The sequence below is a fragment of the Pseudalkalibacillus sp. R45 genome (assembly GCF_052246725.1).
Classification (GTDB): domain Bacteria; phylum Bacillota; class Bacilli; order Bacillales; family Fictibacillaceae; genus Pseudalkalibacillus.
In genome coordinates, this window is sequence record NZ_JBQQCL010000002.1 from 256305 (window position 1) to 279920 (window position 23616).

Consider the following 23616-nt stretch of genomic DNA (forward strand, 5'->3'; position numbering starts at 1 on the left):
TTTTCTTCGGATTTGACAAAATTAGAACTTTTTTTCACCATATTCTTACAACCTTTGTATTACATTACATCTATGATAGAAGTATTATTTGAACATAACTCTCCTGTAAAAAGGCAAACCCTCCGAAAGGCGGGGACGCAAAGTCACAGATCTAAGGTATTCATTTACTATGACGGCTGGGCTACCGAGAGGCAGTATACTTTTTAGGGGGAATGTATGAGTGGGGAAGCTACAAGATCGTGAAAAATTGGATGTTGAATGGATTGAACTCATGAAGGTCGCAAAACAAGTTGGAATGACGAAGAATGAAATAAGGGATTTTATTCGTAATTTTCCAATAAAATCCTTGGAGCAAAAGGCATAAACAGACATACATAGTCTATTTTTTCAGATGATTTATGGTATAATTGAATTAAATATACCAAAGAAATCGACCTGAAGGAGTTCAAAAATGATTGGGGATCGTCTTAAACATTACAGAAACCAAAAAAGGATGTCATTATCCGAATTAGCTGAGAGAGCCGGAGTCGCTAAATCCTACTTAAGCTCTATCGAACGGAATCTACAAACAAATCCTTCTATTCAATTCCTAGAAAAAGTCTCTAATGTATTGAATATTCCACTCGACAGTCTATTGCATGATTCTGTTGATGTTGAGTCTGACGATCTGGACCAGGGATGGATGAAACTAGTACAGGAAGCCATGGAATCAGGAGTATCAAAAGAAGAATTCAAAAGTTTCTTAGAATATAACAAATGGAAAAAACAACAGGACAATAATTAAGCACCGCAAACATCTTACTGTTTTGCAGTGCTTTTTATTTTGCTCCTAGATTCATATATTTCTGTTGATAGATGAAGTTCCGGACTTCACTGCTTGATAAACCTAACGCTCTCGCTTCTTTCATCAGCTTAACCCATTCCGGATCGATTAAAAACTCTTCCATTTCATAAAGATTCAAATCAAGTTCTTTCGCTATTCTGATCATGTTGAAAAATGAAGGGTTTTGAATCTTTCCATTTTCTAAATTCAATATGTAAGCTTGGGTAACTTGTACACGTTGTGCAAGATCAATTACTGAGATATGCTGCTCTAACCTTGCTTCTTTTATTTTGCTCCATAACATGGCTTGGATCACACCCTCTAACGGTTCATCTTTAAATTTTCATATCTATCAATGTTCCTACTTTTAATTCTCCAAATAGTATTTCATCATCTTGAATAAAAATTTTTGAGTGTCTATTTTTCATTTCTAATGACTCGATAGCAGATTTCGTGTAGGAATAGGGACACTTTCCTATAAATTGATTATTGATCGAAATTTCACCTATATCCTCATGGTTATAAGTAAGACAGATTTTTCTGTTATTAATGTAAGAAATATAATCACCATTCAGCCTACGAATCATGGGTAAATCCCCTTTTCTTATGGATTTTTAAGCTTTGCTTGAACAATCAATCGGTGGGTAGGATCTTTGATCGGATCACAGGTAATGAGGGTAACGATGTTTTCCGAAGGATCAGATTCTAGAACGGAAGTATCATCTGGAAGGACTCTTGTGGTGTGATATACGGTATAAGTGTATGTTTCATCTTTTGTTTTTATTATGATCTCATCATCTAACTCTACTTCGTTCAGACGGTTGAAATCTTTACCGTACGTGTAACTTCGATGTGCAGCGATGGCTGAATTTCCCGATTGACCTAAAAAAGATGTCCCTTCTAAATGTCCTGCCCCCTTCTTTAAATTGGATAAAGTAGCTCCTTCAAGGACTGGCAATTTAGCATCGATACTAGGAATTTCAATCGTACCAACCAATTCACCAGAAGATGGAGCTTCTGTACTTTCATCATCTGATGCATACACCTTGGATAAAGCAGTGAAACTCTGTTCAGCAGTGGTTGAGTCATTTAGATTCCACTCTGAAAGAAGTTGTTCTTGTTGATGAATACTGTATTGTGATTTTAAATAAGGAAAAAAAGCCGTCCCCACACCAATTAAAAAGATGAATAACCCTAATAGCAATCTCATGAATAATTCACCTTCTTATTCGAATACGAGGACGATCACTCGTCAAACGTTTTCTCATAATACCCACACCGAGTCCAGCTAACATAATTCCTGATAAGTAATACCAAATTGGATTTGATTCACCTGTTTGTGGTAAACCTCCACTATTAGTTGGAGTCTCTTCACCTGGAGTCTCGCCATTGTTTGGAGTCTCTCCGACCTTTGGATCTTTAGGAGGAGCAGATTCTTTGTTCCCTTCCGCAGTAAAAACTAAATCAAATGCTGTAGATAATCCTTGATATTCATTACCAGATTCAGGTGGAAATGTGACTGTAACCACAAACTCTTCATTATTATGATGCGCTAACTCACGTTCAGCTAAAGAATCAAATTTACTCAATTTATCTTGAAACAAAATATTGCCTGTTTGATCTTGAACTTTTATTTCTAACTGCTCATAAAGTTTTTTAGAACCTTCTTTATAGTTTGCTAGTGTCTTGTAGTTGAAATCAATGTTCCCGTCATTTTTCACAATTAATTTTCGTTCTGCCCAATCCCCAGGTTTTAAGTTCTTCACATCAAACAAATAACTTGCTGGTGAAGTGCTGATGTCTAACACCGGTGAACTTTCATCAGCACCAGTATTCGTGACTGGTTGGTAAAAAACATTCACTAGCATTATTGCACTATATATGACAGCTAGTTTAATTAATAAACTTTTTATAAGTTTCATATTGTTGACTCCTCAAATGTAAGTTTTTTAAATAAAAGGAGTTTCAATAATTGTAGATATTAGAATAGGAAGGCGGGATAATCCCACCTTCCCATTAGTTTTGTGAAAATATTATCTTGATTCACCTTCTGTTTGGCTAGCGACAAAAGTCCATTCAAGATCTAAGGAATCTCCTTGGAATTCATTTTGGTCTGCACCATTATCAACAAATTCGAATTGAACATATAAAGCATCCCTTGTACCAGCGACTAATCCATTTGTACCCCATGCATCTCCTAGCCATTCAAACGAATCTGCAACTGCTTCTGGAGACATTGCTTTTAAATCAGCTAATGTGGTTGAGTAGATTGGAACATCAAGTTTATCTACGTTCAACATAAAGTTAACTCGAATATGTTCGCCAAGATCATCAACATTGTTTCCGTTAGTATCGTTTACAGAATAATCAGTATTAACTACAACATCCTTAATATTTAACGAACCACCATTTACAAGATCAAATTGTCGAAGCATAGTATCACCTGGTTTAAGGTTATCTACATCAATAATTGTTGTAGGATCAACTGATAAATCTAAAGTACCTGCTGCAAAAGTATTGTTTGTTACAGCTTCATCACTAAAGTACGCGTAAGTCCCTCCACCAACTAAAGCTAAACCCAGTGCCGCTGACGCTACGCCCAAACCTAATTTCTTTTTAATACTCATCTTTCTTTTTCCTCCTTCACCCATTTGGGTATGTAAAATTTTTATTTTGAATCCGCTAAAGCGGAGATTCAACATGTTTTAATTGCTTGTTGTAGTGCTGGATTCTTCTTTTTTCTTCGGTACCTCTATTTCTCGAATAGCTTTCCAGATTGAGTAAGCTGAATAGATGATCATTAGAGCCCCTGGAACGATCAAGAGAATTGCTGTACCTAATTTCGAATTTGCAAAGTTCATAAAGTATCCAAGAAAAGGAATGTTGAAGCCATTATATTTACCTACAACATTTTTTGAAAGAACAGGTTCTAAATCTGCACCATCATTGTTATCTCCCTTTGTGATGTACTGTACATGATTCTCTGTTTTTTTAACTTCTATTATCCTGTGGGTGATCAATGTCTCTGCATCTTCTTTAAAGGTAATGATGTCATCTTTCTTTAAACCTTCTTTATTAATTGAGGGATCAATGGCGATAACAGATCCGGTATCAAATGTTGGTTCCATTGAGCCTGACAATACTGACTTAAGTTGGTAACCAAAGAAGTTTGGTTCTCCACCGGATGCTTTTGAACTTACAACCATAAAGATCATGACAATGAATATTGCAAATAACATCCAGGACGTGATATTGCTTATCCATTTTAAAGCTGTTTTCATTTGCTTCACTCCGTTGAATCATTTTTATTTTCACTAGATTGATCTACAACTTCTTCATCATTTATTTCATCTATTTTTGTTGCCTCACCAGTATCAGATGTGTTATTTGTGGATTTTACTTGATCTGAATCAGAACCCTGAGTTTCATCTGGTGGCGGAGTCTCTTGGTCTTCATTATTTTCATCTTCTTCTGAATCATCAGCATCATTTCCATTTTCATTGCTGTTCTCTTCAGAAGAATCAGCTTTATCAGATTCATCTCCTGCATTATCTTTCACATCAGTATCTGCTTGTTCCTCGGTACTAGAATCATCAGATTTGTCTGTTTTCTTATCTTCATCTTTACCTGAACATGGGGCACTAGTATGATCATCACAGTCATCCTTGTTATGACCCGGATTATCTGGATCTGTTTTATCCCCAGTGTCTTCATCCCCATCTTCTGGACCGTTTCCGATTCCAGCATTATCCTTGCACAGGTCTTTATGAGATTTTTTATAAGCCTTATCCGCACAAAAATCTGTTGCTGCAGTTATTGACCCGCTCACCTTACTGGTATCACTGAAATATGAATACGTGCTTTGAACTGTAAAACCAAATAGGAAGAAAATAAAAAGCGTTAGTGTAAAATTTACAAACAATCTGTATTTTTTCTTTTTGATTGAACTCCTGGTTCTTCTTTTACGACTTGGTAGCTCTAACAATCCTTTCACCTACTTTTCTAATAGGTTGATGTTTTGTTCTTTTTTAAGAACATCTTATACTCGGAGTATATACCTATATAACGAACAATAAAACCAGTAAATAGAGCTGTTTTGTTCGTTTTGAAGAACCTTTTAGTCTGTTTCCTCCGTTTTACTCTGTATTTCATACTATTTCGTTATTTTTAAAATTTCTTTCTAAAGAACGCAAATAAATTAATATGACTCCATTGCTATATAGAATTGTTTTTACTGTTCTTTTAGAAGAACAATTAGAAATAAAAAATCCCGATTCTCTTTCATCGGGATTAACGAGTTAATTTAGTTATTGTTTCGAGCTTCTTTGTATTTGTAGTTTTCAACTATACCTCTACTTCCGCTTTCGTGAGTCCGAGCCTTTTGGCTTCGAGGATAAGTGTAACCCATTCTTTGTCCGTTGTTTCGATTCGGTCATCATTCAGCCTTCTTCCGCCTCTTTCATCTCCTGGATCACAATGTTCTTTCAACATGACTTTAAGTTCCATACACACAAATAACCCCATCTATAAATAGATCGGGTCGGTTGCACTAGTGACTCCACGTATTTCAAAGTGCCCACATACGAAATACGTTTCATTGTCTCCCACGACAAAATCGTGTTATTTAGTCTTATTATAGTACGTCTTTTGCCCTAATAAAACAGTATTTTTCAGAGAATATCATTCACTCTCCATCTTCTTCACTTCGTTCTCCGCGTAGCTTGGCATTTTTGCTACTTTTGAGCGTTGTTCCATTTCTTTTGCGTTGTTGTTGCGTTGTGCATTGGCATTACCTTTTTTCTGTTTGCCCATCGTTCGATCCTCCTGACATTTGTTTTTATTAGTATGGACCAATTGTAATTCATAATTCTTCTATTTTTGGTCAATCTAAGGTATAGGAGGTGTTCGTTATGAGTGGACCTTATTTATGTCCGGGCTGTAAAACAAATCGAACCCGCTTTAATGTGATTGAACAGATTCCTAAAGGCGTGAAGCTGGATCCGCAATCGGGTGAAGTCGTTGAGGAGTATTCAAACGATGACCTTGAGATGTTCCATATGCCTTACAAAGGGTCACAATATCGTATACAATGCGCTGCATGCGGGTTGATCGAAAACGAAGAAACATTCAAAGCACGCGCCAGTTCGTCCCAAAACCCTTTTTTATCGTAGAAAAAAGCACCCGTAAAAGGTGCTTTTATTCGTTCAATTCGACAGTCAGTTCATTGGCATCAAATTCGATATGCTTTGGGATCTGGAATAACCGTATCTTCATTTCTTCAAGGCGGTCAAAATCTTCTTTTTTCATACCGAAAAATTGCTGTTGTTCGTATATTTCACCATCAGAATGTACCCCTTGTGAGTATCCCTGTTGCGATAAAATCGGTTTGTCATCCTGATCCGTCAATTCGTAAAAGGCTTCACCAATTCTATATTGAGCTAAATCCGGCATTTCTTCTAATCGTTTTTGGTATTCGGTATAGTTTGCGAAATGGAGGCCTTGCAATTCTTTATCAGCTTTTATAGATAAGACGAAACCATAATTGAAATCATTCGCTCCAGGTCCGATTTGATCTTTTTCCATTTTGGTAAGGTTGAACTCGATACCATTGGCCGTACCTATTTTACGATTAATTTCCACGCTTTCTTTTCCTTTTTTATCGTACTCCAGGAATCGCTGTAAATCTTCACTCGTGAGTGTATGTGACAATTCTTCATTGGTACTTAAGGTTGCGCCGAGAACTTTCAGGTTGAGCTCTTCAGTATTTACAAAGTTAAGACTCTGATAATGCGGCAGACCTAAGAATTGCTGTCCGTCGGGTTTTGTTTGGATCGGTGCGAAGTCTTGGTTCCCGTTATAGCTATAATTCAATCTGTTGATCTCGTATGGTGAATCAATCTCAACATTCAGCTGACTGAAATTCAGCCGCATTTCAAGGTCGGTAAAGATGATCTCTATATCATCAGCTAGCTTGACGGTTTTATTGATCGGTTTCTTCTCTAAAATCGGGTTCCAGCTTTTAAAAGGATAATCAAATGACAGATCTTCCATAGCAATCGATTTTTCAGAATCATCTTCCCTCTTTTGGATCAATCCGATATCGCCAAATCCGATTTTATTTATTTTTTCAACGGCCTCTGTATTATAAGTATGCTTTTGTTCCGCACCCAGCCATTCAGAAAAATCCTGGAACACTTTTTCATTAAATTCAGGCTCAATCCATAAACGGCGATAAATCCGATTTTTATAGACAACACCGTCATTAGGTAAATATGACCCTCCAGGATGATCTCTGTTTCCAACCGCAATTTCAAACGGTGCTTGCCCATCAGCATAATACTGAAGGCGGTCAAGTGACAAATATGGAATCTCTTCCGGTTTATCATCAAAAGGAGATAAGTCGAGGCTGTAGGTAACCAAGAGACGCATGTCTTCGTTCCAGACCGAGTGGATTTTGAAAGTTCGCCTTTCTTCTAAGATATCTACCTCTATATCCTTTATTTCCGTCATAAGATCATATTCTTCAATCAGTTGAAGTTGCTGTGGATCATAACTTCGTACGGATTGGTTCAACTTTTCACTCAGTTCGCTTTTTGTCTTTGCCACATTGAACACTTCTTCATCTACCGCAAACGAGGTCCGCTCCTTTTCCTTGAACATGTCGGTTATGAACAGGAATGCCAGGACAATCAGTACGACAGGTACAATCTTGATAAATTTATTTTTCACTTTCATCTTTTCCCCCTTAATTAAACTCTATAATGAGTTCTTTTTCATCCGTATTAAGGTACTTCGAGATATTCCATATTCGTACATTGAATTCATCTACCTGTTTGAATGTTTCTTTTTCTATGCCGAAGTATTGGATATGTACATTGTCTTCCACACCATGACCATATTGATCATCAATTCGGATTGTATTACCATCTTGATCTGTCAATTGTATGAAAGGATGTCCTTCGAGGCGATCCCTCTCTTCTTCTGAATAACTCTCCATTTCCTCCGCTATACTTGTATAGTCGGTAATGAATGAGCTGCGAGAATTCGCCGGGTTGGTCTTCTTCAATTCAAAGCCGATCGTCGTGCTGTCAGGTCCACTTCCGCTTGGTCTGAGGGTATGCAGAGTAAACTGGGTTCCGTTTACTACCCCTAGCTTGCGGTTGATATTATGAATGGTATCGACATCTCTTTGACGATAGGCGGCGAGTTCTTCTTTTGTAATTTTAAAAGTCAATTCTTCTTCTGAAGGGATCTCAGCGGACAATACTTTAAATTCGAAACGGTCCCTCATGTTTTCTTCGAAGATCGGTAACGTCAAAAATTGATTTCCATTTTTATCTTTTTCGATTAACGCTGTGTCGGGACGGCCATTGAGTTCATAGATCAGAGTCCTCAAGCTTGTATCATCTTCTGAGTTGATATTTATGTAAAACCTTTGGGAGTACAACAATGTCTCCAATCTGTTAAATTGGATCGAAACTGTTTCATTCAGTTGAAGTGTTTCTTCAAGATCTCTTGACTCAAGCACGGTGTTTTCACCAACAAAATTGCTTTTCAACATAATATCTTCTATGTAAATCGGTTTGTCTTCCCGTTTGTTATTCTTTACGAAATGGCTGTCTTTAAGTTCCACTTTTTGTATCTTATCAATTGCGCCTGCCCATGACGTCCAATCATTTTCCAGTGACCAGCTAGAGGAATCCTGTAATTTTTGATAGTCGGGTTCGATGAATACTCTCCGGTAGAGGCGGTTCCCATATACAATCCCATCATTCCTCCAATTAGAAGCATGGAGTTCGATCGGATTCTGGACGGGAATTTCCAAAGGCTTTTTGTCCTTAGCAAAATAGGTTAACCGCTCTAGGAGCAAGTAAGGTACATCATTGGGTTCCTCATCACCCGGCAACAGATTGAAACTATACGTGATCAGCAATCCTAAATGCTGGTTGAATACCGAGTGGATTCGGAAATCACGTCTTTTTTCCATGATCGGCACATTGACATTATCAACTTGGGTGTCCAGATTGAATTCTTCCACACGTTGCTGAAAGCCATAATCGGGCATATCCACTTCAAATCTCAACTGTTTTCGTAAATCAGCCTCTGATTCTGCGACCCTGAACTTTTCTTCATCAACAGAAAATGCTGTTCTTTCCCGCTCCTGGTATTTTTCACTTATTACGAAAAAAGCTACCATGACCAGAACAATGGGAATGATCTTTATCAGCCTTTTCTTTTTCATATTAGCCCTCCCAACTTCAATTCTGATCCTACTCAGGAATCGCAATCGTGATTTCTTCTGAATTGAATTCTACAGGTTTTGAGAAATGGAAGAGCCTGAACTTCAATCCATCTGAATCCATAAAATCTTCTGTTTCCATAGCAATATCCATCAGCTTTCATTAAGATTTGAGTGTCCTGCGATTCCTAACAATGGGATGAGATTCCCCTTCGAATTTGTAACCTCAATGTAAGCATGTGAATCAACTTGGTTCGGATGATCGCCATTCTCTTTTTCAACAAGTACATCGGCATAATCAAGGAACCAGGTAGGACCATAATTTTTCCATGGTGTTTCCATCGACAAGTGAATATTCATGACATTTTTCGGATCATCTTCAAACTCCAAACCGACCAGTTTGAAAGTACGCCCTGTAGCCAGTTTTCCTAGTTCCCTATTGAGATCCATTAATGAAGAGTCTTCGGTTTGGCGATGCTTGAAATCAGTAATGTCTTGTTGAGTGATCTCAAATTCGAACGCCTCATCTGTGGGGATCATTCCACCTTCAAATTCCAGTCGCAATTCATCGGAATTTATATAAATAGTCGATAGGTACGAATCACCATTTTCATCAAATTGGAGCCCAGACTCATGTTCCCCACCATTGAACTTGAATGAATATGCATAATACCGCTCTGGATCAGGTTTAACATCAAGATACAACCGGTTTTGCCCCAAGTGGACCTCTAGCCGTTTTACGTGTGCTTCAGTGTCTTCTTCGAGTTGAATAGTTTTATCAATTTCAATCGTTTCAAGTGCTTTTTCCTTATGCATGAATTTCATTTCGAGTGGAATCTTTTCGACCTGATGTGTTTTTTCTCCATCTACCAAGTGCAGCATTGAAAGTGCTACATTTTCTACACGTTCCAGATTCCGTTCGAAAATCTCCTGTTCATTCTCGGCTTCTGATCCGCTCCATCCAAGCACTTCTTCATAGGCATCATATACCTCTGGTTGGATCCATATGCCTCGATAAAGCCTATCCTCAAAAACAAAACCATCATTTGCATATCTCGTACGGTTTTCAAACCCGTTCGTACTGTAAAATTGCACGTTAACCTCTATAGGTGATTCTTTTGGATTATGTAAAGTAAGTTGTTCGACTTCTAAATATGGTACATCTTCCGGACTCTTATCTGGCAGTAACAAGTTGACACTATAAAGAAGATAGATGTGCCGATTGTTGCTCCATGCTTCATGAATTTGGACGTTGCGTTTGCTGCCCATTACGGGAACAATTTTCTCTTCAAAAGTATCAATCAAACCGTATTGCTCAGCTTTCTGGATTTCACTTAACCGATATCCTGAAACTGATTTGTTATAAAATTTAACCTGATCATATGTATCGACGACTGTGAAATCTTTTTCTTCATCATTTTCCTTTATGTTACTAACCTCTTGTTTTTGAAGGTGCTCGCTTATAAAAAGAAATGCTGTCAAAACAAGCAGGATCGATATAACTTTTTTCAGTACGATGCTTCTATTAATTTCCTTCTCCCCCCTTATCCTTCATCCTACCATAAGTTCTAGTTTTTAGGAGATTGATAGGGGATTTTTCAAAGATAGATGTGGAAAAACTCTACAAAAATGAGTTTTTTACTGAATTTTAGTTAAAAAACTCTCTTCAAGTATCAATCAACCCGTATTGCTCAGCTTTCTGGATTTCACTTAACCAAAATTGTTCCCGTAATGGGCAACTTTGGGAACGGTTTGAAATAAGTGAGGGATACTGAGGAAATCAAGTTTAATAGCTTAAAAACCAATTTCTTTTAATAAAGAAATTGGTTGGTTTAGGGAATAGACACATGGAACAGATGTCAGCTAATTTTGTCAAAACCAAAGTGTTCACTACTGAACGGAATCTGTTCAATTTCAGAGTTATTCTGTTCACTTGCAAAAAAGCTTTGATCAATTTTATAATTTTTGTCTTTACAAAAAGACTTCATCTGACATGAGATGAAGTCTTTCTAACTCGAATCATTCGCCGCCACACCAGTCATAAACAACGAGTGCAAAAATTTCGGCTGCCTGGAATACTTTTTCAAGCTCGATGAATTCGTTCGGATAGTGGGCATAAGCTGTCACCCCAGGTCCGAAAACGATTGAAGGCGTGTTTCCGACATGAGTCAGGAGACCGCCGTCTGTCCCCCAAGGTGAAGCTTCGATTTCAGGGGCAGTCCCGAGCACTTCCTGGTACCTTTCCTGTAAAATCCCCATCAGTTCGTGCTCGACATCGATCGAACCCGGGAGCCATTGTGCACCGAACCATTCTATCTGAACCGGGTACTTCCCGAACCACTCGTCATCAATCTTGCTCATCGCTTCTTCAAATTCTGCCTTCACATCTTCCAACGTTTCTTGCGGACCGATGCCGACCCGGCCTTCGATTAATATCTCATCCGGTACTGAAGACGGCCAGCTTCCACCTTCAATTTTTCCGATGTTGATCGGCAGTGGAATCGGCGTTTTGGCGTAAAGTGGATCGTCTACCCGGGCATTGCGGTCTTTTTCAAGTTTTTGGATCGCCTCTATGACCGGCATCGCTTTTTCAATGGCACTGACGCCTTCATAACGGGTGCCGCCATGTGCAGATCGACCGAGTACCTTCAACCTGAACCATTTTGAGCCTTGTTGCTTCGGGAAGATTTTCATGTTGGTCGGTTCTGGGATCAGGGCTGCATCAGCCGTATAACCTCGTAACACAGCCACAAGTGTCCCTGCCCCACCGCTTTCTTCCTCTATGACACTATGAAAAAGGACATCACCTTTCAGCTTGACCCCTAACTCTTTTAAACATTGAATGGCTAGTAAAAGAGAAAGGTTTCCACCTTTCATGTCAGTGACACCCCGACCAAACATTTTGCCGTCCTCGATATGACCGCTGTAAGGATCATGGTCCCACTGATTGAGGTCCCCTGCCGGAACAACATCAATATGGCCATTCAGCACGATCGATTTGCCGCCGCCCGTTCCTTTCCATCTTCCAACGACATTCGGGCTCTTGGAAAAATCCGTCCGTGTTGCGCAAAAATAAGGGTGTTGCAAAAATTCCTCCCCAGAAGGGATCCAATAATCCACTTCGAGGCCCAGTTTTTCGAGATGGTCACTGATAAGCTTCTGGACGCCTTCTTCGTTTTCTTGCACGCTGCCTTCCTGCACAAGCGTTTGCAAAAAGCCGATTGCGTCCTCCCTGTTCCGGTCAAGCCATTGCTTCACTTTTTCCTGCACCTTCAAATGCCCCCTTTCTCATATGTAGTTTTCAAGAATTGATCGTCAATGTCCTGCTTACGTTGAACGTTGCTTCGGTCGCTTTTTCAATTTCATCGAGTGTATATGGATGCATGATTTCGATTAATTCAAGTCCTTCTTCTTTCACCTGGAAAACCGCCATTTCAGTGATGATCATATGTGCCCCTTTTTGCACAGTAAGAGGCAGACGGCACTGGTGGACGATTTTCGAACCGCCATCCTTATTCGTATGGTTCATCAGCACGATCACTTTCTTTGCTTTTTGGGCAAGATCGATCGCTCCGCCCATTCCTGGCACCCGTTTACCCGGAACGATCCAGTTTGCGATATCCCCTTCTTCACTTACTTCGAGCGCACCAAGAATCGTCATATCGAGGTATCCCTTCCGGATGATCCCGAAGGCTGTTGCACTATCAAAGTAAGAGGCGCCGGGAATCAAGGTGACCGGGTAACCTCCAGCATTGGAAAGATGACCATCTTCTGTCCCTTCATCAGGTGAAGGTCCCATACCTAAAATTCCGTTTTCCGTATGCAGCATCACACCCAGCTCTGGTTTCAGATAATCGGCTACCAGGGTCGGGATGCCGATGCCCAGATTCACAATCATCCCCTCAGTTATTTCTTGTGCGGCACGTTTGGCGATCCGTCTGCGCGTTTCAGCTCCCAAACCCATTGCCAATCCACCCCTTTGCTTGGTACGACATAATCGACGAATGCACCCGGTGTCACGATACACTCCGGGTCAAGTTCTCCTGCCTCCACGATCTGCTCAGCCTCGACGATCGTGATGTTTCCGGCAGTCGCGACATGCGGGTTTGTATTCCGGGCACTTTTGTCATAGGTGAGGTTTCCATAGACGTCTGCTTCTTTCGCGAATACGATCGAAACATCAGCAGTTAAAGCCGGTTCAATCATGTATTCACGGTCATCCACCGTCACCTTTTGTTTGCCTTTTTCCACAAGGGTCCCGAGTCCGACATCGACAAGGATCCCACCGAGCCCCATGCCGCCTGCGCGGATTTTTTCAGCCAGTGTTCCCTGCGGGTAAAATTGGACGTCGAGATCACCATCATGCATCTGCTTTCCCGCTTCAGGATTCGATCCGATGTGGGAGACGACGATACGGCGTACCCGCTTTTCAGTAATCAATTTTCCAGGACCGATCCAAGGAAATCCGACATCGTTGGAAATTAATTCGATGTCTTTGATCCCTAAGTCCAATATGAAATTGACGAGACTAGGAGGAGCGCCTACTCCCCCGAACCCGCCGCACATCAACGTCATGCCATCTTTAAAATGTCCAGCCAAATCCTCCATTTTCGTAACTTTCGAAGGAATGTTCGGATTCATTCAGTTCTCCCCCTAACTGATCGAGCGATGCTGCAAAAGTCCATCCTGGTCGAGCTCCTGGCTGATTTCAGCGATCGCTTCTTCTAGTGTCGATAATAAAAATTTCAATTCTTCCTTGCTGATCGTGAGCGGCGGGGCAACGATGATCGCATCACCGGCCGTTCCATTGATTCCTCCAACTGCTGGATAGACGATCAGACCTTTTTCAAAACATTTCTTGATGACGCGTTCCGTGACAAAGGTGTGGATTGGGAAGCATTCTTTCGTGTCGGGATTACTGATAAATTCAAGCCCCCACATCATCCCTTTTCCTCTCACGTCTCCAATGAGCGGATAGCGAAGTGCCAGCTGTGTCAACTCTTTTTCCACGTAAGGTTCAAGTTCTGCCACATGCTCTGTAATCTGATGGCGTTCAATATAATCGAGGACCGCAAGTGCGACAGCCGCAGATTGCGGATTGCCACTGAGGGTGTGTCCGCTCATGATCACTCTTGAACCGGTTTCGATCGTCTTGATGATGTGTTTGGATGCCATCGTTGCACCAATCGGCGTGTAGCCTCCGCTTAATCCTTTGCCGAGTGCCATGATATCAGGCATGACACCCCAATGCTCCATCCCAAAATTCTTCCCTGTCCGTCCGAAGCCGGTCATGACTTCATCGGCAATCAAAAGGACCTCATAGTGATCGCATATTTCTTTTACACGGTCGAAATAAGGCTCCGGTGGCACAATCGCACCACCTGCTGCTCCGATAATCGGTTCGAAGATGAATGCAGCGACTTTATCTGGTCCGATTCGTTGGATGGCGGTCTCTAATTCATTCGCACACTTCATACCACATGTCGGGAACGTATCGTAAAAAGGACACTGAAAACAGTATGGCGGCGAAACGACAGGGTAGTCTGCGAGCAGAGACGCAAAACGGTTCCGTCGCATAACATGCCCCGACATCGAGAGAGCACCGAGCGTTATCCCATGGTAACTGGTCCACCTTGAAATGACGCGATCCTTTTCTTTACGTCCTTTTTCCTGCCAGTATTGGACAGCAATTTTCAATGCGGTCTCAGTTGCTTCCGATCCGCTGTTCACAAAAAACGTGTAATCGAGATCACCGGGTGCCATTTGCGCGAGCTTATCGGCAAGCTCTTCAGCTGGTCGATTGGTGAATTGGGATCGGTAGACGAATGAAATCTTCTCGGCTTGTTCCTTCATCGATTCAATGATTTCCACAACACCATGCCCAATATTGGCTGTGACTGCACCAGATGCGCCGTCCAAATATCGGTTCCCTTCCGTATCATATAAATAGATCCCTTTGCCGTATGCAACTTCTGGGTAAGATGCTCCAAGTAATGGTTTTATCAGATGTGATTCTTTGGCCATGGCTATTAACACCTCTTTTCTATGTCGAAAGAAGCAGCCGATCATGTGATGGCCGCTTCCTCCGCTTCATGATGTTCACGTTGGGGACGGTTCTGGTGCTTCCTAAGCATGAGAACCGTTTTTCCTATGCATGAACAGCGTTAGACTTCTGGTTATTCATTCATTCTTTTGACCAAAAATGCAGCCGCTGCGCCTACATCTTGAAATAGTTCTTCTTCAAAAACCGTGGAACTGCCATCAATTCGTTGAATGTGACTGAATTCGGCAACGGTTTCGTATCGATTAACATCATCTGATCTTCAATTTCTTCGATAAGGCTCTCTTCTTGATATTCCATACCGCAATCTGGGCAGGCCACAGATGGGATTTCTTTTATTTCGATCGCTCGTGATCCATCGGGAAGTTCCCAATAACCCGTTTGGTTCGCTTCTTCTGCTTGGTTTGATTCACACCACATGCAATGCATCGAATACCTCCTTACTCGCCAGCTGTCTTCTGTTCAGATTGCCACTTCCGTTCGATCATTTCATCGCGCTTCGAGCGACGGTCTTTTAAGGAAGAGTGTTCTGGATCTGTTTCATAATTTTTACGACGGTTCAAACGCTGCAAGCCTTCTGGCACTAAGTTGAATGCCTCATCCCGCATCAGACTGGCAATGCCGACTGTCTTCGGTTTTTCTGCAATTTGATAAACCTCGTCGAAATAGGATTCTGCTCGACCTGGAACGTAATTTTCTGGCTCGGGATAAGTCGTGATTACACCTTCAAAGTTACGAAGGACGACCTTATCCGCACTTTGCGAGATGATATAATTCGGCTGTACTGAAATCTTTCCGCCGCCCCCTGGTGCATCGACAACGAACGTCGGGACAGCGTAACCGGATGTGTGTCCACGCAACGACTCGATGATTTCGAGGCCTTTCGAAACAGGTGCCCGGAAATGTCCGATACCTTCCGACAGGTCACACTGATAGATGTAGTAAGGGCGGACGCGAATCTTAACGAGGTCATGCATCAATTTTTTCATGATGTAAGGACTGTCATTGATCCCTGCTAAAATGACGGCCTGGTTTCCAACCGGTACTCCGACGTCTGCCAGCATCTCACAGGCACGCTTCGCGTCTTCGGTGATTTCAATGGATGTATTAAAATGTGTATTCAGCCACACCGGATGGTATTTCTTCAAGATGTTGCAAAGGTTCTCCGTAATACGCTGCGGGAAAACAACAGGTGCTCGTGTACCAATACGAATGATTTCCACATGTGGAATCGCACGTAAATTTTTCAACACGTATTCAAGGATATTATCATTGATCAAGAGACCGTCTCCACCCGAGATGAGTACGTCACGTACTTCAGGCGTATTTGCGATATAATTGATCGCCCCATCCAATTGCTTTTTCGGTACACCCATCCCGATCTGCCCGGAAAAACGGCGTCTTGTGCAATAACGGCAATACATTGAACATTGGTTCGTCACCAGGAACAGCACACGATCTGGATAGCGGTGCGTTAAACCGGGTACAGGTGAATCTTCATCTTCATGTAACGGATCCTCAAGATCATATTTTGTTTTATTGATTTCAGCTGATATCGGTACCGACTGCATCCGGACCGGACAACGCGGATCATCCGGATTCATGAGTGAAGCGTAATAAGGTGTAATGTTCAACGGGATGGTCCTGGTTGATATACGTACGCCTTCTTCTTCTTCAGGTGTCAGATTCACCACTTTCTTCAGCTGATCGACGTTACGGATCGTGTTGGTCAATTGCCATAGCCAATCATTCCATTGCTCGTCAGTGACGTCTTTCCACAGTTCAATATCCTTCCAATGACGATCTGGTTTGTAAACGAACTCTCTCATGTCATTCCCCCCAGTTAAAATCTACTCATCTATCTATATTGCAAGTTTTGTGCCAATTTTTATTATTCTGAATATTAATGGGTCATTGTATCATATGTGCAAGTGACTATAAGGGGTGAATGACTATTTTTAGAACGTTTTTAGGATTGATTCCAACGAAATTTCCTCTCTGCGGGGCGACTGATCATAAAAAACACCGCCTAATTTCCGGCAGTGCTTTTTTCCTGAAGTTTTGAAAGCTTATATTGTAGTGTTTGGCGCGGGATTTTCAAAAGTTTCGCCGCTTGTTGGATATTTCCATCCGTCTCTGTCATCGCCCTTTTGATCCACATTGCCTCTGTCTCAGACATCGCTTCCCGGAGTGAAGGAATCCGCTTCATTTCATTTTCACCGCGCATATCTGGTGCTTCTATTAAATGGATTGGAATGTGTTCGAGAGTCAAGGTATCATCTGTGATCAGATTCAGGGCAGATTCGATCGCATGCTCCAGTTCACGGACGTTACCTGGCCAGTCATATTCATGAAAGAGTTGTTTCACTTCAGATGAAACTCTTGTGACAAGCTTTCCGAACTTGAAATTATAACGCTGGATGAAATGGTCCGTCAGTAATGGGATATCCCCTCGTCTTGCTCGTAATGGAGGTATCTTTAAGAAAATGACATTCAACCGATAGTACAGATCTTTCCGAAGTGTTTCTTTTTCAATACAGATTTTCGGATCTTCATTCATCGCCACAATGACTCGGACATTCACACTTTTTTCAGAAGTGCTGCCGACTCTGCGGATCTTTCCGTTTTGTAAGACGCGCAGCAGTTTCGCCTGGGTTTCAAGCGGCATCGAGTTCAATTCATCTAAAAATAATGTTCCCCCATCCGCTAATTCGAATAGTCCAGGGCGATCGACTGCCCCTGTATAACTACCCTTTGCGGTCCCGAAGAGAATGCTTTCGAGAAGGGATGAAGGAATTGCAGCACAGTTTTGAGCAATGAACGAATGGTTACAACGATCAGAAGCATTATGGATCGATTGGACCAACAGCTCTTTTCCTGTACCTGTCTCACCATAGACGAGGACAGGGGATGATGAATCCGCAGAGAGGAGCGCCATCTTTTTCACCTTCATGAAGGCTTCATCCTGCGTCAATATGTCTGTCATTTTAAAGTTCGTACCGTTTTTGTATTCCTTCGGTTTATCATCCCCGTTATTCCCTTTGACACGGGCCTCTAAATCAAGGAGTTTCCAGGATAACTGTTGGATTTTCGTGAAATCCTTCGCAATCTCAACAGCACCGACGATTTTTCCATCCACCTTGATCGGTAACGTCGTGTTCACTGTAACGATCAACTGTCCTTTCACATTCGGATAACGTTGATGCTGATTAAAAATCGGCTCGCCGGTTTCAAGGACTTTCAATAATGTACTCGTCTCTTTAGAAAAAGACGGGAATACGTCTAAGAGATGTTGTCCTAATACATCTTCAACCGCTACACCATCATGTGAAGAGGCGATCTCGTTATAAAAAACAGTAATCCCTTCGCTGTTGATGACGTGGATGCCTTCATCAATAGAGCTTAAGATCGCTTGCAGCATTTCCTTCGTATTGGTTACGTCCAGAAGCATAGGATTACCCCCTAAAGAAAACTCGGGCTTTGCCAAGCCTTAGCGCGGCTGAGCCTTAGTTGCCCTTATATTGAAGAAAGTATTTATACTTTCTTTAAATGTAAAACAAGATGCCAAAAATTCATCATTTAGCCGCCGGATTTTCGGCACATTTTTTATCTGCGTGATAGGTCACATACCCATAAGTTCATGTCTTCTAATTTATTGAAGATATTGCAGTTCTTCGTAAAACGACCCTTATATGCGTATTTCCGCTGGTGGAATACCGCATTCATCCCGAAGGATAGAGCCCTTGCGATCGAGTATGAACAAAAGATTTTCTGTTCTTTCAATTCATTTTCAAGCTTAGCGATAAGGATCTTCATCAGTCCGTTCTTCCGGTGCTCAGGCAGTGTGGCACAATCGGTCAATTCTGCATTATGATATTTCCGATTGATATCCGCAGATGCAGCACTTACGATTTTCCCTTCATATTCAGCAACATAGAAAATCGAATCATGCTTCATCAACTTCGCGATATAATCCGGATCGTTCATTGGTGTCGGGTAGATCTCAAAAACGGCTTGATAAAGGTTCGAAAGCTCTTTTGCATCTTTCTCTTCTGCTTTTCTGATTGTATACCCGGAAGCACTTGGCACATCAAGCGTACATTTGATTTCTTTTACCTGTTGCAGGGTTTCGTCCTCAAAGATCCAATAGTCACTCGTCCGGCGGCTGTTTTCCGAAAACAGAGCCATCGAATAAGCATCACTACCATTATAGTAACCGGTATATAGGGCTTCAAATTGATACCCCAGTTCTAAGAACGTCTTCCAATCTTCTTGTCTCGATTTGACGATCACCTTCGTAAACGGATGTTCATCCAATAGGCGCATTACTTGTTTATGAATCGAGGCGACATTCCCGCGATAATCTTCCACTTTCAATCGCTCATTAAAAAAATCCAAACTCACATCCATTGTATAATCATTGGAGCTTACAACCCGATCCTCTTTCATGACGTTGACCTCTCTCATCCTGCCAAAACCCCTTTCAAGAAGTAGTGATTACTTTTATAGTTGTTAAATTCCATATGTATAGGTTTTTTTCCTTTAATATGTTAGGGAAAGAAAAGACCTAAACTGTTATTGATTTTTGCCAGTTACTCTTCTGCTGAATCCATACCTGTTTATAGACAACCGGGTCATATCCTACAGAATTAAATTCGGTTAATGATACCCCCAGACCAAGGATTAAACAAATTAATCTTAAAAGTAAACAAAATATTCTTAAAAGTGAATAGAAAAACATAGAAAGTGAACAGATTTTTCAGGAACTGAACAAATTTTCGATATAAGTGGTCAGATTAAATCGAAAAGTGAACAGATTAACATATGAAGCGAACAGATTTGTTTTTCAAATCAAAAAGACCACAGTTTCTCATACGAGGCTGTGATCTTCTCATGCTAAAAGGTTTGTAAATAACGGTGCGGTAGCTTCCAGCGGTATTTGGCCGAACACATCCGCAAGAAAATGAGGACTGCACTCAATAAATACAGTTCCCAGGGGTCATTTGTTATTTCAAGTCCGATGAATACACCAGCAATGATCGCCCATACTGCGTAGATATCGTATCGCAGGACTGTCGGTTTCCTCCCTGCGAGTAGATCACGGACAATACCCCCGCCCGTTCCAGTCATGACCGCAGCCATGATGACAGCGGCTAAGGAATGCCCTGCAACTGATGCATACATCGCCCCTTGGACTGCAAATGTCGCCAGCCCGATCGCATCAAAAAAGTTCAACCATGCTCTGGTAAAATGAATCCACGTTTCTGGGATAATGAAAACGATGAAAATAAGAAGGACCGTGACTTTGATGAGTATATCTTGCTGCCAAAGTGTGGTCATCGGAACTTCTATCAATATATTTCGGATGATCCCGCCTCCAAAAGCTGTAGCCAGACCAAGGATCATCACGCCTAGTAAATCATAATCTTCTTCCATTGCGACAATCGCGCCGCTGATTGCGAATGCCAATGTGCCAATTACATTGAGAACGTCCCATGTCAATTGCACTCTCCCCTTTTTACACTGAATCTATTTTTTCTATTATTCCCATATATTTTTAAACCAAAATAGAGTGTACAATGTTTCAGCGTAAATGGCAATCATATTCGGTTTTTACCCATTTCACAGTTAGGGCTTTTATATACTCAAAGAATCCACGGTTCAAAATTGTGTAACGGACACAAGAGACGTTATTTGTCCCCAATTTATATGATTTACAAAGGCTGTTTTGGCAAACTAAGTTGCTCTTGCACTTAAAGAAAGTATAAAATACTTTCTTCAGTATAAGGGCAACTAAGGCTCGACCTACAAAAGGCATGGTCTCGCCAAGTTTTCTTTAAAAGTCGTTGATTTCCGCTCCAGGATGCTCGCTTTCCGCGGGGCGTGCGGTGAGCCCACTCGTCGCCTTGCGACATTGAATGGTCTCACCTGTCCCGCTGATCCCGCTGGAGTCTCGCACCTTGCTCTCCAATCAACTTGCACAAGATGGTTCTTTACAAAAATGACCCAAAAGCAACAATCTTTAAGAAAAAAGCGTTTACAAAAATAACGGACACCAGAGGTCTTATTTGTGATGAATTAGAGGAATGCACCTCCTTTCGACACAAATAAGTGCTGTCATGTCCGCTAAGATGTATTTCCACTTGTACAGTTTTTCACTATCTGGTTTTTACCCATTTGTATTGCCAATTCCTCTTAAATACAAGAAAACGATTCTTAAAATCTCTTATAAGTACGGTACGTGAAATTTAAACATATCTGTCCTACTTATGTTTTGTTTCTACTGGATTCTCATCGTACGAGCTCCAATCGCTCCAGCTGCCTACATAGAGCTTGCTTTTTTTACCGATTTCATCAAGGGCGAGGACGTTCACACATGCTGTGACACCTGAACCGCAATAATTGATGATCGGTTTGTGTAACTGGTCCTGGAAACGATCTTTCAATTGTTCTTTCGATTTCCACTTGCCTTGTTCCAGATTATCTGCAAAAAATTTATTTTGAGCTGTTGGGATATGCCCTGCTTTCGGATCAATCGGTTCAGATTTTCCTGCAAAACGATTGTCGTCCCTTGCATCGACCAGAATCATATCATCAAGTTGTGATGCGAGCTTGACTTCAGCTAGATCAGCAATCATGTCCTCTTTTATGTTCGGCCTATAAGTTGTCATCTCTACATCCGGTAATTTTTCAGTGAGCGGGTACCCTTTCTTCTCCCATTCCTGGATCCCACCATCGAGGACATACACTTCTTCGTGACCGAGATACTTGAGCATCCACCATAATCTCGCAGCCATCGCTGTATTCTGGGCATCATATGCGACCACCGTTTTCGATTTATCAATACCGATCGCCCCAAGGAATTGGAGAAAGTCATCAAGATTCGGCAATGGATGTCGGCCGCCATGATTTTGAACTTGTCCGGAAAGATTCTTTTCAAGATCGGCATAACTCGCTCCTGGAATATGGGCGTCCTGGTACTCTTCCATTCCTCGTTCTTTTTCCTGTAAATAGAAACGGCAATCCACTGGTATGACATCTGGATCATCCCGTCTTGAATGCAGCCAGTCCGCTGATACGATATTTTTCATAGATTACACCTACTTTATTAGGGTTTTCTATCATTTTATCGAAGTCTAGTTAAAAAACACAAATGATTGACCCCTTTCGTTGACGCTGCCCCCTTAAAACGCTAAACTTCAAATAGATTACATACCAACAGAAGTGATTCCGATAAGGAGTGGAACCGATAATGGAACAATTTATAAATCCTAGAGTCAAAGAAATACAGATTTCAGGGATCCGCCAGTTTTTTAACCGCGTTTCACAGTTTCCAGAAGCGATTTCCCTGACCCTCGGACTACCCGATTTCCCGACACCAGAACATGTAAAGGAAGCAGGCAAAACGGCGATCAATGAGAATAAAACAACCTATACGCATAATGCTGGTTCGATCGATCTGAGAAACGCGATCGCTCAATTCGTCAAAGAAAAATATTCGCTGGAATATCGCGCTGAAGATGAAGTGATTGCCACGAGCGGAGCAAGTGAAGCGATTGATATCTCACTTCGGACGCTGCTTGTCGAGGGGGATGAGGTTATCCTGCCAGGACCTGTATACCCTGGTTACGAGCCTGTCATCCATTTATGCGGGGCGAAACCAGTCCATGTCGATACGAGGCATACAGGATTCAAGCTGACAGCTCCTTTGATCAAAGAGCATCTGACAGAACGGACGAAATGCGTCATTCTCCCTTATCCATCCAATCCTACCGGTGTTTCGTTGACAAGAGATGAAATCGAAGAGATCGCTGAACTTTTAAAAGAAAAAAATCTATTCGTCCTATCGGATGAGATTTATAGCGAGTTGACGTATGAAGAACCACATCGTTCCATTGCTAGTTTTCAGGGTATGAAAGGAAAAACGATCGTCATCAACGGTTTATCCAAATCCCATTCGATGACTGGGTGGCGAATCGGGTATATACTCGGGGACGCTGCGATAACACAGCATATTCTGAAAGTCCATCAATACAACGTAACCTGTGTTTCATCGATCACCCAGGCTGCTGCTGTGGAAGCATTGACGGAAGGCAAAGATGATGCTGGTCCGATGCGTGAAATTTACAAGGAACGGTTGGACTATTGCTATGATCGACTGTTGAAAATGGGACTGGAAACCTATGAACCGACGGGAGCGTTCTATTTGTTTCCTTCCATTGAACAATTCGGCATGAAGTCCTGGGATTTTGCGACGAAATTGTTGGAAGAGGAAAAGCTTGCGGTTGTACCAGGCGTTGCTTTCTCTGATTATGGTGACCATTACATCCGGATTTCCTATGCTTACCATAAAGACCAGTTGAAAGAAGGGCTGGATCGATTGGAGCGGTTTGTCAGCAAACTTAAATCCTGAATAGGTTGATTTAGACAAATAATGGGTGACCCAATATAGGTCACCCTTCTTTTATCAAGCAGGCGAGAAGACCCCATCCT

The 23616-nt window shown here is 41.6% G+C and carries 26 protein-coding genes and 2 riboswitches; of the genes, 5 read left to right on the top strand and 21 right to left on the bottom strand.

All coding sequences use genetic code 11. The features are described from left to right. Positions 1-102: 102 nt before the first annotated feature. A riboswitch (cyclic di-GMP riboswitch) is annotated at positions 103-189 on the top strand. 31 nt (positions 190-220) lie between these two features. Beyond that, positions 221-364 (top strand): anti-repressor SinI family protein, encoded by a 144-nt coding sequence (locus ACTWQL_RS07115; protein WP_443141756.1) that lies wholly within the window; start codon positions 221-223, stop codon positions 362-364. A gap of 87 nt (positions 365-451) precedes the next feature. Next, positions 452-784: a helix-turn-helix domain-containing protein gene (locus ACTWQL_RS07120; RefSeq protein ID WP_443141757.1), complete on the top strand. Its 333-nt coding sequence runs from the start codon at positions 452-454 to the stop codon at positions 782-784. 34 nt (positions 785-818) lie between these two features. On the opposite strand, the gene ACTWQL_RS07125 is transcribed toward ACTWQL_RS07120, so the two are convergent. The 8 genes from ACTWQL_RS07125 to ACTWQL_RS07160 form a co-directional block, all read right to left on the bottom strand. Continuing rightward, entirely contained in the window at positions 819-1127 is a 309-nt protein-coding gene (locus tag ACTWQL_RS07125) for a helix-turn-helix domain-containing protein (RefSeq protein ID WP_443141758.1), read from the bottom strand. Between the two features lie 300 nt (positions 1128-1427). After that, on the bottom strand, positions 1428-2033 hold the full coding sequence (locus ACTWQL_RS07130; RefSeq protein WP_443141759.1) for a class D sortase: 606 nt from the start codon (positions 2031-2033) through the stop codon (positions 1428-1430). Positions 2034-2040: 7 nt separating this feature from the next. Beyond that, positions 2041-2745, bottom strand: a complete 705-nt coding sequence (locus tag ACTWQL_RS07135; RefSeq protein WP_443141760.1) for a TasA family protein — start codon at positions 2743-2745, stop codon at positions 2041-2043. A gap of 111 nt (positions 2746-2856) precedes the next feature. Further along, the gene (locus tag ACTWQL_RS07140; RefSeq protein WP_443141761.1) at positions 2857-3450 is read right to left on the bottom strand and encodes a TasA family protein; all 594 of its coding nucleotides are present in this window, start codon (positions 3448-3450) and stop codon (positions 2857-2859) included. A gap of 78 nt (positions 3451-3528) precedes the next feature. Beyond that, positions 3529-4104, bottom strand: a complete 576-nt coding sequence (gene sipW, locus ACTWQL_RS07145; protein ID WP_443141762.1) for a signal peptidase I SipW — start codon at positions 4102-4104, stop codon at positions 3529-3531. Between the two features lie 5 nt (positions 4105-4109). Continuing rightward, the gene (locus tag ACTWQL_RS07150; protein ID WP_443141763.1) at positions 4110-4808 is read right to left on the bottom strand and encodes a SipW-dependent-type signal peptide-containing protein; all 699 of its coding nucleotides are present in this window, start codon (positions 4806-4808) and stop codon (positions 4110-4112) included. A gap of 359 nt (positions 4809-5167) precedes the next feature. After that, positions 5168-5329, bottom strand: coding sequence for a DNA-binding anti-repressor SinI (gene sinI, locus ACTWQL_RS07155; protein ID WP_443141764.1), 162 nt, complete (start codon positions 5327-5329; stop codon positions 5168-5170). Between the two features lie 23 nt (positions 5330-5352). Beyond that, positions 5353-5437: riboswitch (cyclic di-GMP riboswitch) on the bottom strand. A gap of 66 nt (positions 5438-5503) precedes the next feature. After that, the gene (locus ACTWQL_RS07160) at positions 5504-5635 is read right to left on the bottom strand and encodes a hypothetical protein (protein ID WP_443141765.1); all 132 of its coding nucleotides are present in this window, start codon (positions 5633-5635) and stop codon (positions 5504-5506) included. Positions 5636-5733: 98 nt separating this feature from the next. Here ACTWQL_RS07160 and ACTWQL_RS07165 point away from each other — a divergent pair, with 98 nt between their 5' ends. After that, positions 5734-5994, top strand: a complete 261-nt coding sequence (locus ACTWQL_RS07165) for a DNA alkylation repair protein (RefSeq protein ID WP_443141766.1) — start codon at positions 5734-5736, stop codon at positions 5992-5994. Between the two features lie 25 nt (positions 5995-6019). Here the strand turns inward: ACTWQL_RS07165 and ACTWQL_RS07170 are convergent, their stop codons facing one another. From ACTWQL_RS07170 to ACTWQL_RS07225, 12 genes are all read right to left on the bottom strand, one after another. Beyond that, positions 6020-7558: a hypothetical protein gene (locus tag ACTWQL_RS07170; protein WP_443141767.1), complete on the bottom strand. Its 1539-nt coding sequence runs from the start codon at positions 7556-7558 to the stop codon at positions 6020-6022. 10 nt (positions 7559-7568) lie between these two features. Continuing rightward, entirely contained in the window at positions 7569-9065 is a 1497-nt protein-coding gene (locus tag ACTWQL_RS07175; protein WP_443141768.1) for a hypothetical protein, read from the bottom strand. 150 nt (positions 9066-9215) lie between these two features. Beyond that, positions 9216-10544: a hypothetical protein gene (locus ACTWQL_RS07180; RefSeq protein ID WP_443141769.1), complete on the bottom strand. Its 1329-nt coding sequence runs from the start codon at positions 10542-10544 to the stop codon at positions 9216-9218. A 537-nt stretch (positions 10545-11081) separates the two neighbouring features. Further along, a complete protein-coding gene (locus ACTWQL_RS07185; RefSeq protein WP_443141770.1) occupies positions 11082-12332 on the bottom strand; it encodes a peptidase in 1251 nt (416 codons plus the stop codon). A gap of 31 nt (positions 12333-12363) precedes the next feature. Next, positions 12364-13026: a 3-oxoacid CoA-transferase subunit B gene (locus ACTWQL_RS07190; RefSeq protein WP_443141771.1), complete on the bottom strand. Its 663-nt coding sequence runs from the start codon at positions 13024-13026 to the stop codon at positions 12364-12366. Further along, positions 12969-13703 carry a CoA transferase subunit A gene (locus ACTWQL_RS07195; RefSeq protein WP_443141772.1) on the bottom strand — a complete coding sequence of 245 codons (735 nt, stop codon included), beginning with the start codon at positions 13701-13703 and terminating at the stop codon, positions 12969-12971. Before ACTWQL_RS07195 ends, ACTWQL_RS07190 begins: the two co-directional genes overlap by 58 nt. A 12-nt stretch (positions 13704-13715) precedes the next feature. After that, the gene (locus tag ACTWQL_RS07200) at positions 13716-15086 is read right to left on the bottom strand and encodes an aspartate aminotransferase family protein (RefSeq protein WP_443141773.1); all 1371 of its coding nucleotides are present in this window, start codon (positions 15084-15086) and stop codon (positions 13716-13718) included. 193 nt (positions 15087-15279) lie between these two features. Further along, positions 15280-15552: a YokU family protein gene (locus ACTWQL_RS07205; protein ID WP_443141774.1), complete on the bottom strand. Its 273-nt coding sequence runs from the start codon at positions 15550-15552 to the stop codon at positions 15280-15282. 11 nt (positions 15553-15563) lie between these two features. After that, complete coding sequence (ablA, locus tag ACTWQL_RS07210; protein WP_443141775.1) at positions 15564-16952, bottom strand: lysine 2,3-aminomutase; 1389 nt, start codon at positions 16950-16952, stop codon at positions 15564-15566. A gap of 200 nt (positions 16953-17152) precedes the next feature. Then, a complete protein-coding gene (locus tag ACTWQL_RS07215) occupies positions 17153-18574 on the bottom strand; it encodes a sigma-54 interaction domain-containing protein (RefSeq protein ID WP_443141776.1) in 1422 nt (473 codons plus the stop codon). A gap of 155 nt (positions 18575-18729) precedes the next feature. Continuing rightward, positions 18730-19590 carry a putative beta-lysine N-acetyltransferase gene (gene ablB, locus ACTWQL_RS07220; RefSeq protein ID WP_443141777.1) on the bottom strand — a complete coding sequence of 287 codons (861 nt, stop codon included), beginning with the start codon at positions 19588-19590 and terminating at the stop codon, positions 18730-18732. Between the two features lie 429 nt (positions 19591-20019). After that, positions 20020-20625 (bottom strand): trimeric intracellular cation channel family protein, encoded by a 606-nt coding sequence (locus ACTWQL_RS07225; protein ID WP_443141778.1) that lies wholly within the window; start codon positions 20623-20625, stop codon positions 20020-20022. 412 nt (positions 20626-21037) lie between these two features. Here ACTWQL_RS07225 and ACTWQL_RS07230 point away from each other — a divergent pair, with 412 nt between their 5' ends. After that, complete coding sequence (locus ACTWQL_RS07230; RefSeq protein WP_443141779.1) at positions 21038-21172, top strand: hypothetical protein; 135 nt, start codon at positions 21038-21040, stop codon at positions 21170-21172. 214 nt (positions 21173-21386) lie between these two features. On the opposite strand, the gene ACTWQL_RS07235 is transcribed toward ACTWQL_RS07230, so the two are convergent. Next, on the bottom strand, positions 21387-22214 hold the full coding sequence (locus tag ACTWQL_RS07235; protein ID WP_443141780.1) for a sulfurtransferase: 828 nt from the start codon (positions 22212-22214) through the stop codon (positions 21387-21389). Positions 22215-22375: 161 nt separating this feature from the next. Here ACTWQL_RS07235 and ACTWQL_RS07240 point away from each other — a divergent pair, with 161 nt between their 5' ends. Then, a complete protein-coding gene (locus tag ACTWQL_RS07240) occupies positions 22376-23536 on the top strand; it encodes an aminotransferase A (RefSeq protein ID WP_443141781.1) in 1161 nt (386 codons plus the stop codon). Positions 23537-23616: the final 80 nt, after the last annotated feature.